This is a genomic window from Gammaproteobacteria bacterium (assembly GCA_016200485.1).
Taxonomy (GTDB): Bacteria; Pseudomonadota; Gammaproteobacteria; order Tenderiales; family Tenderiaceae; genus JACQEP01.
The window spans coordinates 12077-26731 of record JACQEP010000019.1 but is presented as its reverse complement, the minus strand read 5'-3'; the positions used below and the strand labels follow the sequence as shown (position 1 = coordinate 26731).

The window sequence follows — 14655 nt, the reverse complement described above, 5'->3', positions numbered from 1 at the left end:
GGCACGGTTTTTGTGCCCACGCGGAAACCTGCGCTAACCCGACCTACGCAATGCGATTCAACATCGCCAGACTCGGCAAATCACCCATCTCACCCATCGCCAGATCCATGAACAGATGCTTCACCGGACCGGCAGTATTAGTAAGATTGAGGCCGACATTGCGCGCCCAGCGGACAGGCGCGGCAGCGGAACCGAACAGACGTTTGAAACCATCCATTGATACCATCATGGCGAGGTTGTGGCCCTTGCGCCAGCGTTCGTAGCGGCGCAGGGTGGCAAGACTGCCGATATCACGTGATTTGGCATTCGCGGCAAGAATCACTTCGACGAGCGCAGCGGCATCGAGTAGACCAAGATTGACACCCTGACCTGCCAGCGGATGTATCGCATGTGCGGCATCACCGACCAGAGCCAACCGCGGTTTGACGTAATCGACGGCATGCTGCAAGCGCAGCGGAAATTTGCCGCGCACGCCGACGTCAACAATGCGACCGAGCTTGTATTCGAAGGCCTCACCCAGGCGCGCGGCAAAATCTTGTTCATCCAGCGCCAGCAACTCTGTCGCTTGCGCTGGCGTGGTTGACCAGACGATGGAACAATAATGCAGATCAGGCAACGGCAAAAATGCCAGCGGACCCGTCGGCAAAAAACGCTGCCAGGCGGTGCGCTGATGCGAGTGTTCGGTTTTGACGGTGGCAACGACGGCGTGTTGATCATAGCCCCAACCTTTCACCGCAATCCCAGCCTGTTCACGTAAGCGCGAACGGGCGCCATCGGCGCCGACCACCAGCCGTGTACGTAATTCGCGACCATCTTCCAACTGCAAAACGACGTGATCTATTTCCTCGCGCCAGTGTTGCCACTGTGCCGGACACAATAATTCCACATTGCTCAGCATTTGCGCGCGCTGCCACAACGCGGATTGAATCACCTGATTTTCGATGATGTAGCCAAGATCGGCGACGCCACTGTCCGCGGCATCGAAATGAATTTGACCTTCGCCACTGGCATCCCAGACATGCATTTCCCGAAACGGACTGACGCGCTGCGCCAGCATTGCTTCCCAGACACCAATCGCCTCAAACACGCGGCGCGAGGCGTGCGTGATTGCCGATGTGCGCATGCCATAGTGCAATGGCAATTCGTGGCTTGGCGCTTGCTGCTCCAGCACCGCGATTTTTAATCCGGAATCAGCTAGTGCACAGGCCACCGTCAAGCCAACCATGCCGCCGCCAACAATCATGACATCGTATCGATGCGACATCAGCGCACCTCTTCAACCAACGGTAGACCACGTGCCAGGCGCGGCAATTTCCCGGCCAAACCCATCGTCTGCCGCGTGAGTATTTTTTTCAGCGGTGGCAACAAATCGAGCGCCAGCAATCCGGCATTACGCGCCGCAGCCACTGGCAGCAAAGGATTGCTAAACAAGCGCGCCAAACTATCGGTCAAACCAATCACGCGCCGGTGATCCCAGGTTCGCCACTCGGCGTAACGCTGCAACACAGGCAAAGCGCCGATATCTTCTTTGTTGTCACAGGCTGCTGCCAGCACATCCGCCAGCACCGCCACATCGCGCAAACCGAGATTGAATCCCTGGCCCGCAATCGGATGCAGTGTATGCGCGGCATTACCGATCAAGGCCATGCGTGGCCGCACATGTTCTTTGGCGCGCACTAATGCCAAAGGATACGCATTGCGGCGGCCGACTTTTTGCAGTTTGCCAAGACGGTAACCAAAGCGCTGTTGCAGCTCTGCCAAAAATTGTTCATCGGACAATCCCAGCACGCGCGACTCATCACCTCGCCGCACCGTCCACACAAGGCTGCAACGATTCGGGTCGTCACTGCCTGGTGGCGCATTGGGCAAGATCGCCACCGGCCCGGAATCAGTGAACCGCTCATAAGCAACATGTTCATGAAATTGCGACGGCGTGACATTGGCGATCACGGCAGTTTGGTTGTAATCCCAGTGGCGGGTATCGATATTGAGCAAATTTCGCGTCACAGAACTGCCGCCATCGGCAGCGATCACTAACTGTGCATTCAATGTCGTGGAGATGCCTGAGTGACGAACAGTAACCCGAGTTTCGTCAGATGTAACTTCCAAGGAAGTTAATTCTGCCGGACAAATCAGTTCAATATTTTTGTGTTCGGCCAGTGCCGCGCCCAGCACTGCGCCCATGGCACGATTTTCAACGACATATCCCAGCGCCGACACGCCTTCACTGCGGCTATCGATACGCGTCATGCCGCAATGACCACGATCCGAGACATGAATTTTTTTAATCGCAGTCACTTGATCATTCAGCGCCGACCACAGGCCCATGCTGTCGATAATCTTGCTTGAGCCATAGGCCAGCGCGATGGCGCGATCATCGTAACTGGGCTGACTCGCTGAGCGAAACGGCACCGCCTCGATGACACCAATGCGCAACGGCAGCGGGCTCAAGGCGCAGGCCATGCTGGCACCGACCATGCCACCGCCGACTATCAACACATCAAAGTCGATGCTCATCGCCGCCGGATTGTCTTCTTTTTCGGGACAGCTGCTAATTTTGTGACGCGGCCACGCGCCGCCGCCATCAAGGCTTCGATTTCATCCGGCTCTTTCGGCACACCGCCCGTCAGCACTTCATGACCTTTGCGCGTCACCAGCACATCGTCTTCGATACGAATACCGATGTCCCACCACTTTTTCGCCACGCCTTTGGTTCCAGCAGGAATGTACACGCCCGGCTCAACTGTCAGCACCATCCCCGGCTCTAATACGCGCCACTCACCATCGATCTTGTAATCGCCGACGTCATGCACATCCATCCCCAGCCAATGGCCGGTACGGTGCATATAAAATCGGCGGTAAGCCTCGCTCTTGATCAGCTTGGCGGGCTGACCTTTGAGAATACCGAGCTTGACCAAACCGCGGGTCAATACCTTTACCGCCGCCTCGTGTGGTTCATTCCAATGATTACCGGCCTGCACCTTGTCGATTGCCGCGTATTGCGCCTCGAGCACAATTTCGTACAACGCGCGTTGCTCGGCACTAAAACGGCCATTGATCGGAAAGGTGCGCGTAATATCAGACGCGTAATATTCATGTTCCGCACCGGCATCAATCAGCAACATATCACCGTCACGCAACTGCGCGTCGTTTTCGGTGTAATGCAAAATGCAACCATTGGCACCACCACCGACGATGGAGGAATACGCGACATGACGGCAGCCGTTGCGCATGAATTCATGTTGCAGTTCGGCCTCGATCTCATATTCCATCATCCCCGGCTTGCAGACACGCATGGCCCGACAGTGCGCGCCTGCGCTCACCTCAGCGGCACGGCGCATGGCTTTGAGCTCTTCCGCACTCTTGAACAGACGCATCTCGTGCAACAGGTGATCCAGCGCCACAAATTCGCCCGGCGCATGCACCCCGGAACGGGATTTGCTGCGCACCTGGTTGAGCCAGCCGATCATTTTTTGATCCAGATCCTGATGCGCGCCCATGGCATAAAAGACACGTTCGCAGTTCTCCATCAAGCCCGGCAGGATGTCATCGATGTCCCCGATCGGAAAAGCATCATCGGCGCCGTGACGGTGCATTGCGCCTTCCAACCCGGCGCGACGGCCATGCCAGGTTTCCATTGCCGGATCGCGCTCGCGGCAAAACAACACAAACTCGCCCTGACGCCGGCCTGGCGCCAACACTGCCACCGCCTCTGGCTCCGGGAAACCGGTCAGATAATAAAAATCACTGTCGGCACGGTAGGGGTATTCGACATCACGATTCCGGAGTCGGTGCGGCACGGCTGGCAACACCGCAATGCTTCCCGGCCCCATCATTTGCAGCAGGCGCTGGCGACGTTTAGAAAATTCGCGACTATCCATCGTTAGTGAAGCATCACATTGTCCGGAGGCAATTCATCCGTTCCTGCCGGCGCCAGCTCATCATGCAGCATAATGACACCCATGCGTACATATTCGATAATGTCGAACAAGGCGCTTTCATTTTCTTCTGAATCATCCGGCTCTTGTTCCAGACGTGAGATGTCCACCAGATCCTCGGCAAACTCCCGCGTCTCTTCGGAGAACATGGAAAAATCCTTCACCCCGCCCAGACTCAAGCCATACAAAAATCCTTCGCACCACTCGCCGAGCGCTACCGAACGCGCCAGCAACGGTTCATCGTCATCCGGCAGCAACAGGGAAAACTCCAGATCAGGATTATCAAGTTGCGCGACTGTCACATCATACAAGTTGCGGGCGATTTCCCAATCCTCATCCGAGGCCGTGACATGGATCGGCGCCTGGGCCTCCCAACCGCCACTCAGCAATCGCCTGGCCCACTCCTCGCGGTCCATGCTTGGGTGGCTACATAACAAACCACACAACAAGCCATGGCCCTCCGCCGCGCTCAAACCATCCCCGCAACTGGCCAGCCGCAAGGTCAAATCATCGTAATCGGGTAATTCCTTATACAAACTCTAACCCTTTCTTTATTCATGCAAAGTGAGATGCTCACAATAGTATCATGCCCTTTCGCAAGCGAAACCGTCTCTTGTCAAGCGTTGACCGCGACCATCGCCGCGCTCTATGATTGTCCGCCTATGAGCCTCGATACCCTCCGCAACTACGAACAAGAACTCAAGACACTGGAATACCGGGTCGAGGAGCTGATTCAGCTCTGTCAGCAGCTCAAAAACGAAAATCAGGCCTTGCGCAGCCAACACACGGCAATAAACTCTGAACGGACCGCGCTCCTGGAAAAAAACGAAACCGCCCGCCAACGGGTAGAGACCATGATCACCCGCCTAAAATCTATGGAAACTGACTATGACCACTGAACCAACCCCCGTCGTTGTCACTATTTTGGGCAAGGAATTCCGGGTCGCCTGTCCGGCGGATGAGAAGGAAAGCCTGCTCGATAGCGCGCGCCATCTCGATCTGAAAATGCGCGAAATACGCGATCGCGGCCGCACCCAGGGGGCGGATAATATCGCCATCATGGCCGCGCTCAACATCACTCACGAACTGTTAAAAGTTCAAGGCCAAAAAGACAAATTCGATGTCTCCTTCAGCAACCGTGTCCGCCAGATGCAGCATAAAATCGAGAACGCCTTGAGCAGCGCCCGCCAAATCGAATTTTGATGGCCGCAGGGGCGATTCATGAATCGCCCCTGCGGGTTCTTAATTTCATTTCATTTTCACACTAGCCGCCCCACCGGCGGTCGCATCCCCACTCACGTGGGGCCCCTGCTCCGCGCCTCGGGGCGGCCATTATCAAAACCCCCGTTTTCAGCTAGAATGGATACTTGGACATCCTCTGCGGTGTTCGCCTGCGGGCGGAGTAACCCTTGAGCCTTAATCATTAAACTCCGGAGGCTAGCCAGTAGACATCAGTGCGCATGTCCGCCAGTACGGAAAGCCTAACGATGTTTCGCCAGCCCCCACTTGAACCCTTGGTTCAAGGTCCGATGCCCCGACGGCACAGGCGGAGGATGCCCTTAATCATTTTTGATGTTTCACCACAGAGGCACAGAGTTCACAGAGAAAGCTCATATTCGTATACGCGGAATCTGGCTTAACAATATGTTTTGAAAGAAGTAAGAGAGCCCGCTGGAGATCGTTATCGCTCTGTGTACTCTGTGCCTCTGTGGTAAAAAATTATTATGACCGCGCGCGCCCAAATCAGAAAACGTATCCGAGCCCAGCGCCGCCAGCTTAGTCCGCAACAACGCCGCGCGGCCGCAGTCGCTATTGCCACACGTCTACGCCAAACCGCGATTTTCTTTCGCAGCCGCCGGATTGCGGGGTTTATCGCCAATGACGGCGAGCCGGATCTTACGCCATTAATGCACTATGCCTGGACCTTGGGCAAAGACTGGCATCTACCCGTCATCGGTTTACCCTCCACCCATCAGCTCTGGTTTGCCCCCTACGATGGTGATAACTCTTTGCATCTGAATCGCTTCGGCATCCCGGAACCAGCAGTCTCCATCGCCAAGACCACGCGCCCGTGGGGCCTGGACCTGATCCTGTTACCATTGGTGGCGTTTGACCAGCACGGCAATCGCCTCGGCATGGGCAAGGGCTATTACGACCGGACCCTGCAATACCTGCTCCAGCGCCAGCATTGGCACAAACCGCGATTGATCGGTGTCGCCTACGAATTTCAGAAACTCAAATCCATCACCGCCGAGTCATGGGACGTGCCGCTGGATGGCATCGTCACTGAACGGGGCTTTTATCCGACTTATCGCCGCTGAAAACAATCCGAGAACAAATATGCGTTATTGGTTAATGAAATCCGAACCCGATGCCTTTGGTATTGACGATCTGGCCAGCCGACCCAATCAAACCGAACATTGGGATGGCGTCCGCAATTATCAGGCACGCAATATGATGCGCGACGAGATGCGTGTTGGCGATCAAATCTTTTTCTATCACTCCAATTGCGAAACACCAGGCATTGCCGGCATCGCCAGGATTGTAAATGCCGCGTATCCCGATTTCAGCGCCTGGAATCCGGAATCAAAATACTTTGACCCCAAAAGCACCCCTGACCATCCGCGCTGGTTTATGGTCGACGTACAATTGGTGCGCAAATTAAAACGCATCATCAGCTTGAATGAATTAAAAAATCATCCTGCAATCGAAGAGATGCTATTGCTACGGCGTGGCAACCGGCTATCGGTTATGCCGGTAACGAATGAGCAGTGGCAATATATTTTGGATTTGGAGTGATCTGAATGGACAGAGAAGCTTTTAATTAGTTTGGTGCTGGCACTGGCCTCGCCCGCCCATTCTGTAACAGATTAGCCTTGATTTCTAAAATATCAATTGGACTCAGCGGCGCCACCGCTTGATTATTCCCCAAACTACCCTTAAGCATCACTACTACCGCATCGCCTTCAATACGAAACACATGCCCCACCAACGACAAATTACCTGCGCGATCCGGTAAATGAAATGACAAAATCAAATCGTCGTCGGCGTGTGGCATTGACTCCGCAGGAAAATCCCCTCCAAACTTGAGCCGCAATGAACATTCTGAGAAATCGAGCATCGTGCAATTGACCAAATTGGAATTCGGACCATCGTAATACTGCACAGACACCGGCATATTCGTCTGCAAACGCACATGCGCCCGCTGATCCGTTAACTTCAATGTTCCGATATTGACATCCAACATCGCCACCGTGACGCCCGCATAATAACCCTGATTCAACAGCGCGCGCTTTTGAACCGTCGTTTCCAGCACCGGCACGTGCTGCCCTTGGCGCTCTGAAATCAACGTGATCGTATTGCCCGGGGTTAACCCACCAATCTTATGCAACTCTTCACGCCGGTTATAATCAAGCTTCGCCTCACTTTGGTTCGTTGCCGGCACAACAATGCGAAAACTCTGAATACGGCTATAGGAATGCAGCTTGGTTTGATCGCTAAAGGCCATCGGGCCGCTGTCTTTATCGCACACCAGCCCCTGCACCGAATACACCAGCTCACTGTTGATCACATAGCCGATAATCACCGAATCGAGCATGATCTCTTTGCGATATTCCGGGTAAAAGCGCACTTTGGTACCGATGGGAAACAGGCGCATCAGGCGACACAAGGCACCTGGCTGGATTTCAGGCTTTCCAGCCGCTTCTTTACCGCCCGCCACAGGCTTTTTCTTAAAAAAATCAAACATTGAGCATTCCCGCTTCAAGAGCCCCATTGCCCAGAAATATCAATAACATCGGCGAACCCAGGGGAAACTGTAGGGGCGATTCATAAATTGCCCCTACTGCCGATCACCGGTTTCGATTTCCGCCACCCGCCCGTCCGTAAATACTAACCGCCGGGATAATTGACCGCTGGGCATATCATAGACCCACCGCTCCATAGGCACCCGTTGGCGGCGTTGCTCGCCATGAGCATCGACTGACAATCGCGTCTTGGTCTGGGGCCGCTCTTTCAAAACCGGTTTGCCGCAATAACGCAACACACGTGCCTTATCATCCCCTACCGCGATCACCTGATCGCCGCAGCGCATCGACTCAGCCAACGCCGAAACCGAAATCAAACTCATGATGGCGATACAATAGACTCTGTTCATGGCGATCTCAATCATCCTGCGTCCAGTGCGAACTGATTAGTCCGTAACAGCACCAAGGTACAGGCGCGCCAGACTTCGATCCCGGCCTTCTGCAACGCCGCCTCAAGCAGTGCATTCTCGGCACCGGGATTAAAAATCACGCGCCGCGGTTTAAGCGCAAGCATATCCTCGAGTAAGCCACTGGATTGCGCTGCACCCACATAGACTGTGATCACATCCACCGGCGGCGTTACCTCGCGCAAACTTTGCAATGTTGAAATACCAAGTATCGTTTCAGCACGGCGAGACACCAAGACCACTTGATACCCATGATCCATCAACATTTGTTGCGCGCGATGGGCATAGCGCTCGGGTTTTGCGCTTGCACCCAGCACGACGACCCGCAAGCTTTGTTTTGCCATATTTATTAACTAAGAAATAACTTGTATGCCGGATTATCGGTTTCTTCCTGATAGTGGTAACCCAACTCATCAAGAAACTTCTGAAATCCGCGTTTATCGTTGCGCATTACCTGCACACCCACCAGCACCCGGCCATAGGCGGCACCGTGATTGCGATAGTGAAAGAGTGTGATATTCCAACCCTCGCCCATTTTGGTGAGAAATTCGAGCAAGGCACCGGGGCGCTCGGGAAACTCAAAGCGATAAAGCAATTCATTTTCGACCGTTGGCGCATGACCGCCGACCATATGCCGGATGTGCAGCTTGGCCATCTCGTTATCCGTCATGTCGATCACGGGATAACCTTTGTCGCGCAGACGAGTCACCACATCCTCACGTTCGCCTTCACCACCGCCGGTCGTCAATCCGACAAAGACATGCGCATCACGCGCATCGGCGTAACGATAATTAAACTCGGTCACGCCGCGGCGGCCGATGGCTTGGCAAAACTGACGGAACGAACCGGGGCGCTCGGGGATCGTCACCGCCAGCACGGCTTCATTACGTTCGCCCACCTCCGCCCGCTCAGAGACATGACGCAGACGATCGAAATTCATGTTGGCGCCGGAATCAATGGCGACTAAAGTCTGATCTCTCAATTCTTCGCGGGCCACATATTTTTTCATCCCCGCCACCGCCAGCGCACCTGCGGGCTCGGCGATGGAACGCGTGTCATCGAAAATATCCTTGATCGCGGCACAAATCTCATCGGTGCTGACCAGGATCACTTCATCGACGCACTGGCGTGCGATGCGATACGGCTCGGCACCCGCCTGCCGCACCGCAACGCCGTCGGCAAAGATGCCGACCTGATCCAGCGTCACCCGCCGTTTGCGTTTCAAAGCTTCATACATGCAAGCCGCATCTTCCGGCTCGACGCCGATGATCTTCACCTTGGGATAAAGTGTTTTCACAAATGCCGCCACACCTGCAATCAACCCGCCGCCACCGACCGGTACGAAGATGGCGTGAATCTCACCCGTGTGCTGGCGCAGGATCTCCAGCGCCACCGTGCCCTGACCGGCGATCACCTCCGGGTCATCGTAGGGATGGATAAAGGTCATACCTTCCTGCTCACCCAGCCCGACCGCATGACGATAGGCCTCATCGTAAGCATCACCATGCAACACCGTGCGCGCACCGTAGGCCCGCACCGATGCTACCTTGATCGCGGGCGTGGTCTTGGGCATCACGATCAGCGCCTTGATCCCCAGCTTCTGCGCGGCCAGGGCCACGCCCTGGGCGTGATTGCCGGCCGAAGCGGCAATCACGCCATTGGCCCGCGCCTCCGGCGACAGACCGACGATCTTGTTATAGGCCCCGCGCAGCTTGAAGGAAAAGACCGGCTGCAAATCCTCGCGCTTGAGCAGGATATGATTACCCAAGCGCTTGGAGAGACTGCGCATGGCGTCCAATGGTGTGACATCGGCCACGTCATAAACGCGGGCCTTGAGGATTTTTTCGAGATATTTCTGTGGCATAGATGTAAGGTATCAAAAAAGCAGGGGGAAGTGAAAAAAGAACGAGCGTACCGTTGACGGATTTTCCATTCGCAACTTCTTGAGCAGCCTACGGAGCGAAGTCATAGGCAACGATGCCCCCTGACTTTAAGTTTCCATGAGGTAACGATGAGCCATCTCCTGCTTAGTCCATTCTACGCTACACTTAATTTCCTTAAGATAGTTTCCACACGGTGGCTCGCATAATGTGTCGTGGGCAACAAGAGAATAAAGGCCGCTGAATGCAGCTCAGGCAACGCTTGCGCTGGAACAACATAATGGGTACGCACCTGCGACGGGCACTGCCCATCCTGCTAGGTGGACTGCTGCTGACAGGACTTGCCTGGCATTTTACATCGAGTCGTATCAATCAGGAGGTGAACTCCGCTTTTGACGCTGCGGCCGACGCTAGTGTTGCAGAGATTACCCAGCTAATGAATATTTACATGGAGGCATTGCGTGGCGTCGGCAGCCTCTATGCGGCCTCGGAGGACGTCACTCGTACCGAATTCCATCGCTATGTCGAGCGTCTGAACATCGAGGAGCGCTATCCGGGGATTTTGGCCCTGGAATTCGCCCGCCGCGTCCCGCTGCAGGCCAAGACTACTTACGAGCGCCAGGTACGGCAGGATAGCAGCCAGGGCTCCGATTATGCCAAGTTTGAAATACAGCCGACGGGCCAGCGCCCGGAATATATGGTGACCGAGTATATCGAACCCATACAGAGAAACGTGGGGGCGCTGGGCTACGACTTGTTGAGTGAATCCCTACGCCAACAAGCCATCGAACAGTCACGTGATACAGGGGAACTGACAGCTACCGCCCCCCTCAATCTTATCCAAGGGGGCCGCCCGGGAGTCCTGTTTTTCATACCCATTTATCAAAACGGTGCGCCCCTACTCACCATCAGCCAACGGCAAGAGGCCTTTCTCGGTGTTGTTGTTGCCGTCTTCGATACCGCTGCACTGATGGCCGGTGCTTTACATCCGGCGACGCTGAACACACTGGCCATACGTATCTTCGATACGAACGCTGACCACACGCGTCCAGCGTCCTCCACCCTGATTTTCGATAGCTCGCAGCTCCCACATACCATGAGTCGTCCGATGGCGGCGACGTTGCACAAACAGATCATGTTCGAACTGGGGGGGCGCCACTGGCGGATCGAAATTGCCGCCTTGCCCACTTTCGGCGTACAACAGGGACAAACGCCCCCCCTGTTCGTCCTTATGGGGGGCGTCGCCATCAGCCTGCTGCTGTTTGGTACTGCCCTCTCGCTTGTAGCCCGGCGCGCGGCCCTCCGTCAGGCGGATCAACTGACGGCACACCTGCGCGACCAGGAGGAAACCCTGAGACTGGCCGCTCATGTGTTTGACAGCAGCTCTGAAGGGATTGTATTCACCGACGCCAATACCAGGATCGTCGCCGTCAACAAGGCCTACACTGAAATCACCGGTTACTCCAGGGAAGAAATCCTGGGCCAGAATCCGCGGCTGTTTCAGTCGCACTGGCAGGACCGAGACTTCTACGAGGGGATGTGGCATGCGCTCAGGAGCGATGGTCACTGGGAAGGCGAAATATGGGATCGACGTAAGGATGGCTCGCTATATGCCCAGTGGCTGACCATCAATGCCAATCGTGACGAGGCTGGTCAAATCAGCCACTATGTAGGCATCTGTACCGACATTACCGAACGCAAGCAGACCCAGGAACGCATCCAGCATCTAGCCTACCACGACCCGCTGACCGATTTGCCCAACCGGCTGTTGCTGCAGGATCGTATCGGTCTGGCCATCGCCGAGGCGCAGCGCGATAAGACCATGATCGCCGTGCTGTTCATGGATCTGGACCGGTTCAAGACCATCAATGACTCCCTGGGACATCTCGTGGGCGACAAACTCCTGCAGCAGGTGGCGCAGCGTCTTGCCTCCTGCCTGCATGAGGCGGACACCATCTCCCGTATCGGTGGCGACGAATACGTCATCGTCCTGCCCAACATAGCGGAGACGAGCAAGGTTGCCGATATCGCGCACGATATTCTGAAGGCCTTGTCCGCCCCTGTCCTGGTGGAGGGGCGAACATTTCATACCTCTGCCAGCATTGGCATCAGTCTTTATCCCAATGATGGTCAGGATGTGCAGACGCTGATGAAATACGCCGACACCGCCATGTACCACGCCAAGGAAAACGGACGTAACAACTTCCAGTTTTTTACCCCTCAGCTCAATCTGTGGGCCTCGGAACGGCTGGCGATGGAAAACGATTTGCGACTGGCGCTGGAACGCAGCGAATTCCTCATCCATTATCAGCCCCAGGTCGATGCGATCTCCGGTCGCGTGGTCGGACTGGAGGCGCTGCTCCGCTGGCAGCACCCCGAAAAGGGCATGTTATTGCCGAACCGGTTTATCCCGACCGCCGAAGAAACAGGCCTCATCATCCCCCTGGGAGAATGGGTGTTGCGCAGCGTCTGTAGCCAAGGGGTCCTCTGGCAGCAGCAAGGCCTGCAACCGCTGCCCATCGCGGTCAATCTATCTGCGGTGCAATTTCGTCAGGCGGATCTGGTGCAGAGCATCTCCCGCACCCTCGACAGCACGGGGTTGCCGCCGCAATTCCTCGAGCTGGAGCTTACCGAAAGCATGCTGATGCAGCAGTCGGCGCCCAACACCGCCATGCTAGAGCGCTTCAGTTCAATGGGCATCAAACTCTCCATCGACGACTTCGGGACGGGTTATTCTTCGCTCAGCTATCTCAAGCGCTTTCCCATCGACCGGCTCAAGATCGATCAATCCTTCGTGCGCGACATTACCACCGACTCGGAAGATGCCGCCATTGTCACCGCCATTATTGCCCTTGCCCATAGCCTCGAGATCGAGGTCATCGCCGAAGGGGTCGAGACCCGGCAGCAACGCGACTTCCTGTATCGCCAGGGCTGCTATCTCTACCAAGGCTATTTGTGTGCCAGGCCCATGCCCGCCGAGGATGTGGCTGCCTATCTGCAACAGATCGCGACACCCACGGAAATGCGGTTTAACCCAATGGCATGACCTCGCCCAGAAACGGCGAATGGCAGTGCCGGATTAAAGTGAAAATGATATGGCAACACGGGGAGCTGTGACGAAGTTTGAAATATCTGTTCTTTTCCCTTTTCCCCGATTTCATTATCATGGCAGGTTCGCACCACAGCCCCGAAGGAAGGGAGACCCACCATGACCATGACCCAAGACCAAATGAAAAAGGCTGTCGCCGATGCGGCACTGGAATATGTCGAGGCCGGGATGATCGTCGGCATCGGCACCGGCTCCACCGCCAATCACTTTATCGACGGCCTGGCGAAGATGAAGGGCAAGATCGAGGGCACGGTGGCCAGCTCCGAGGCCAGCGCCCAGCGGCTGAAAAAGCACGGCATCCATGTCTACGACCTCAACGAGGTAGGCAATATCCCGCTCTACGTCGATGGCGCCGACGAATCCAACAAATACCTGCACCTGATCAAGGGTGGCGGTGGCGCGCTGACGCGTGAAAAGATTGTCGCCGGCGCGGCGGATAAATTCATTTGTATCGCTGATGAATCGAAGCTGGTCGACATACTGGGCACATTCCCGCTACCGATCGAAGTAATCCCGATGGCGCGCAGTTTTGTCGCCCGGCAGATGGTGAAACTCGGCGGCGAGCCGGTGTATCGCCAGGGCTTTGTCACCGACAACGGCAACATCATCCTGGATATTCACCATCTCCAGATCATGGAGCCGACCAAACTGGAGGCCGAGATCAACAACATCCCCGGCGTGGTTACCAATGGCCTGTTTGCGATTCGCCCGGCGGATGTGCTGCTGCTGGGCACGCAGCAGGGCGTCAAGAAGATCACCTGAACTTTCCGGCGTTGCCGGGACATTCTGGCAACGCCGCCTACCCTATGCAACGCTTTCTCATCATCCTTGGCATTATTCTGGTTGTCGCCGGATTGCTGTGGCCACTGCTGCAAAAATCGGGGCTGGGCCGCTTACCCGGTGACATCGTCTTCGAAAAAGAAAACTTCCGTTTTTATTTCCCACTTACTACATCAATTATTATCAGCATAATCCTGAGTATTTTGATTTGGTTATTTAGTCGGCGTTAGATCAATAAATTACGCTGTCATACATCTGCAATTATTTTTTGCGAAATTATCCTTAACACGACCGAATCCATCGCCTATAGTGATAGTGATGCAGGGATATGCAACAAACGCAAGGAAAGGAAAGCCATGCGCGTAGAACAACGATTAGGAACGAGACATGATGTCTCTTTGGATGTGGTTGTCGACTATCGACATACCGGCAACCTGACCGCTCAAGCACACAATATTTCGGTTGATGGGATTTTCCTTCGTCCGAAGACCGCACGCATCCCAGTGTATGCCCAGGTGAATATTCTTTTTGAGCTTAATGGTCAACAATTCCAACGCCGGGGTTTTGTTGTGCGCAGTTCCACGGAGGGCATTGGCGTGCTGTTCGACAAACGCACCCCGGAAGTTTCGAGGCTGCTTCGCGCATCTGCCCTGAGCTAGGCGGCATAACCACTGACACACACCATTCTGCTGGATAACCATATCCAGCAGCGTTATTATTGCGCCCATCAAATTT

General features: G+C 55.2%; 16 protein-coding genes and 1 other RNA gene. 9 read left to right on the top strand and 8 right to left on the bottom strand.

Going from position 1 to position 14655, the window contains the following annotated elements; all coding sequences use genetic code 11:
• Positions 1 to 43: 43 nt before the first annotated feature.
• The 4 genes from HY272_12165 to HY272_12150 are packed head-to-tail and all read right to left on the bottom strand — an operon-like array spanning position 44 to position 4474.
• A complete protein-coding gene (locus HY272_12165; GenBank protein MBI3773440.1) occupies positions 44 to 1264 on the bottom strand; it encodes a UbiH/UbiF/VisC/COQ6 family ubiquinone biosynthesis hydroxylase in 1221 nt (406 codons plus the stop codon).
• Complete coding sequence (gene ubiH / locus HY272_12160; protein MBI3773439.1) at positions 1264 to 2517, bottom strand: 2-octaprenyl-6-methoxyphenyl hydroxylase; 1254 nt, start codon at positions 2515 to 2517, stop codon at positions 1264 to 1266. The genes HY272_12165 and ubiH overlap by 1 nt, the downstream gene beginning before the upstream one ends.
• A complete protein-coding gene (pepP, locus tag HY272_12155) occupies positions 2514 to 3881 on the bottom strand; it encodes a Xaa-Pro aminopeptidase (GenBank protein MBI3773438.1) in 1368 nt (455 codons plus the stop codon). The genes ubiH and pepP overlap by 4 nt, the downstream gene beginning before the upstream one ends.
• A 2-nt stretch (positions 3882 to 3883) precedes the next feature.
• On the bottom strand, positions 3884 to 4474 hold the full coding sequence (locus HY272_12150; GenBank protein MBI3773437.1) for a UPF0149 family protein: 591 nt from the start codon (positions 4472 to 4474) through the stop codon (positions 3884 to 3886).
• 126 nt (positions 4475 to 4600) lie between these two features.
• Between HY272_12150 and HY272_12145 the strand changes: the two genes are divergently transcribed.
• The 5 genes from HY272_12145 to HY272_12125 all read left to right on the top strand — a co-directional run bounded on the left by HY272_12145 (position 4601) and on the right by HY272_12125 (position 6737).
• The gene (locus HY272_12145; protein ID MBI3773436.1) at positions 4601 to 4837 is read left to right on the top strand and encodes a TIGR02449 family protein; all 237 of its coding nucleotides are present in this window, start codon (positions 4601 to 4603) and stop codon (positions 4835 to 4837) included.
• A complete protein-coding gene (locus tag HY272_12140; GenBank protein MBI3773435.1) occupies positions 4827 to 5141 on the top strand; it encodes a cell division protein ZapA in 315 nt (104 codons plus the stop codon). Before HY272_12145 ends, HY272_12140 begins: the two co-directional genes overlap by 11 nt.
• A 169-nt stretch (positions 5142 to 5310) precedes the next feature.
• Positions 5311 to 5495, top strand: a non-coding RNA gene (gene ssrS, locus HY272_12135) — 6S RNA.
• Positions 5496 to 5662: 167 nt separating this feature from the next.
• Positions 5663 to 6259: a 5-formyltetrahydrofolate cyclo-ligase gene (locus HY272_12130; GenBank protein MBI3773434.1), complete on the top strand. Its 597-nt coding sequence runs from the start codon at positions 5663 to 5665 to the stop codon at positions 6257 to 6259.
• 19 nt (positions 6260 to 6278) lie between these two features.
• A complete protein-coding gene (locus tag HY272_12125; protein MBI3773433.1) occupies positions 6279 to 6737 on the top strand; it encodes an EVE domain-containing protein in 459 nt (152 codons plus the stop codon).
• Between the two features lie 25 nt (positions 6738 to 6762).
• Here HY272_12125 and HY272_12120 read toward each other — a convergent pair whose 3' ends face one another.
• The 4 genes from HY272_12120 to ilvA all read right to left on the bottom strand — a co-directional run bounded on the left by HY272_12120 (position 6763) and on the right by ilvA (position 10015).
• Positions 6763 to 7686: a PilZ domain-containing protein gene (locus tag HY272_12120; GenBank protein MBI3773432.1), complete on the bottom strand. Its 924-nt coding sequence runs from the start codon at positions 7684 to 7686 to the stop codon at positions 6763 to 6765.
• A 93-nt stretch (positions 7687 to 7779) separates the two neighbouring features.
• The gene (locus HY272_12115) at positions 7780 to 8094 is read right to left on the bottom strand and encodes a DUF2845 domain-containing protein (GenBank protein MBI3773431.1); all 315 of its coding nucleotides are present in this window, start codon (positions 8092 to 8094) and stop codon (positions 7780 to 7782) included.
• Between the two features lie 11 nt (positions 8095 to 8105).
• Positions 8106 to 8495: a CoA-binding protein gene (locus HY272_12110; protein MBI3773430.1), complete on the bottom strand. Its 390-nt coding sequence runs from the start codon at positions 8493 to 8495 to the stop codon at positions 8106 to 8108.
• Between the two features lie 5 nt (positions 8496 to 8500).
• Positions 8501 to 10015 carry a threonine ammonia-lyase, biosynthetic gene (gene ilvA / locus HY272_12105; protein ID MBI3773429.1) on the bottom strand — a complete coding sequence of 505 codons (1515 nt, stop codon included), beginning with the start codon at positions 10013 to 10015 and terminating at the stop codon, positions 8501 to 8503.
• A 296-nt stretch (positions 10016 to 10311) separates the two neighbouring features.
• On the opposite strand from ilvA, the gene HY272_12100 reads away from it, so the two are divergent.
• The 4 genes from HY272_12100 to HY272_12085 all read left to right on the top strand — a co-directional run bounded on the left by HY272_12100 (position 10312) and on the right by HY272_12085 (position 14579).
• Positions 10312 to 13077 carry an EAL domain-containing protein gene (locus HY272_12100; protein MBI3773428.1) on the top strand — a complete coding sequence of 922 codons (2766 nt, stop codon included), beginning with the start codon at positions 10312 to 10314 and terminating at the stop codon, positions 13075 to 13077.
• A gap of 168 nt (positions 13078 to 13245) precedes the next feature.
• Positions 13246 to 13902 carry a ribose-5-phosphate isomerase RpiA gene (gene rpiA / locus HY272_12095; protein MBI3773427.1) on the top strand — a complete coding sequence of 219 codons (657 nt, stop codon included), beginning with the start codon at positions 13246 to 13248 and terminating at the stop codon, positions 13900 to 13902.
• A gap of 44 nt (positions 13903 to 13946) precedes the next feature.
• Positions 13947 to 14150, top strand: coding sequence for a DUF2905 domain-containing protein (locus HY272_12090; GenBank protein ID MBI3773426.1), 204 nt, complete (start codon positions 13947 to 13949; stop codon positions 14148 to 14150).
• Positions 14151 to 14276: 126 nt separating this feature from the next.
• Positions 14277 to 14579 (top strand): PilZ domain-containing protein, encoded by a 303-nt coding sequence (locus HY272_12085; protein MBI3773425.1) that lies wholly within the window; start codon positions 14277 to 14279, stop codon positions 14577 to 14579.
• The last annotated feature ends 76 nt before the right edge of the window (positions 14580 to 14655 follow it).

What these genes read in the sequence shown, in the direction of transcription:
- ubiH (MBI3773439.1), bottom strand. Translation starts at nt 2,517, where the DNA reads ATGAGCATCGACTTTGATGTGTTGATAGTCGGCGGTGGCATGGTCGGT.
- HY272_12115 (MBI3773431.1), bottom strand. Translation starts at nt 8,094, where the DNA reads ATGAACAGAGTCTATTGTATCGCCATCATGAGTTTGATTTCGGTTTCG.
- pepP (MBI3773438.1), bottom strand. Translation starts at nt 3,881, where the DNA reads ATGGATAGTCGCGAATTTTCTAAACGTCGCCAGCGCCTGCTGCAAATG.
- HY272_12085 (MBI3773425.1), top strand. Translation starts at nt 14,277, where the DNA reads ATGCGCGTAGAACAACGATTAGGAACGAGACATGATGTCTCTTTGGAT.
- HY272_12100 (MBI3773428.1), top strand. Translation starts at nt 10,312, where the DNA reads ATGGGTACGCACCTGCGACGGGCACTGCCCATCCTGCTAGGTGGACTG.
- HY272_12110 (MBI3773430.1), bottom strand. Translation starts at nt 8,495, where the DNA reads ATGGCAAAACAAAGCTTGCGGGTCGTCGTGCTGGGTGCAAGCGCAAAA.
- HY272_12130 (MBI3773434.1), top strand. Translation starts at nt 5,663, where the DNA reads ATGACCGCGCGCGCCCAAATCAGAAAACGTATCCGAGCCCAGCGCCGC.
- HY272_12165 (MBI3773440.1), bottom strand. Translation starts at nt 1,264, where the DNA reads ATGTCGCATCGATACGATGTCATGATTGTTGGCGGCGGCATGGTTGGC.
- HY272_12120 (MBI3773432.1), bottom strand. Translation starts at nt 7,686, where the DNA reads ATGTTTGATTTTTTTAAGAAAAAGCCTGTGGCGGGCGGTAAAGAAGCG.
- rpiA (MBI3773427.1), top strand. Translation starts at nt 13,246, where the DNA reads ATGACCCAAGACCAAATGAAAAAGGCTGTCGCCGATGCGGCACTGGAA.
- HY272_12145 (MBI3773436.1), top strand. Translation starts at nt 4,601, where the DNA reads ATGAGCCTCGATACCCTCCGCAACTACGAACAAGAACTCAAGACACTG.
- HY272_12125 (MBI3773433.1), top strand. Translation starts at nt 6,279, where the DNA reads ATGCGTTATTGGTTAATGAAATCCGAACCCGATGCCTTTGGTATTGAC.
- HY272_12140 (MBI3773435.1), top strand. Translation starts at nt 4,827, where the DNA reads ATGACCACTGAACCAACCCCCGTCGTTGTCACTATTTTGGGCAAGGAA.
- ilvA (MBI3773429.1), bottom strand. Translation starts at nt 10,015, where the DNA reads ATGCCACAGAAATATCTCGAAAAAATCCTCAAGGCCCGCGTTTATGAC.
- HY272_12090 (MBI3773426.1), top strand. Translation starts at nt 13,947, where the DNA reads ATGCAACGCTTTCTCATCATCCTTGGCATTATTCTGGTTGTCGCCGGA.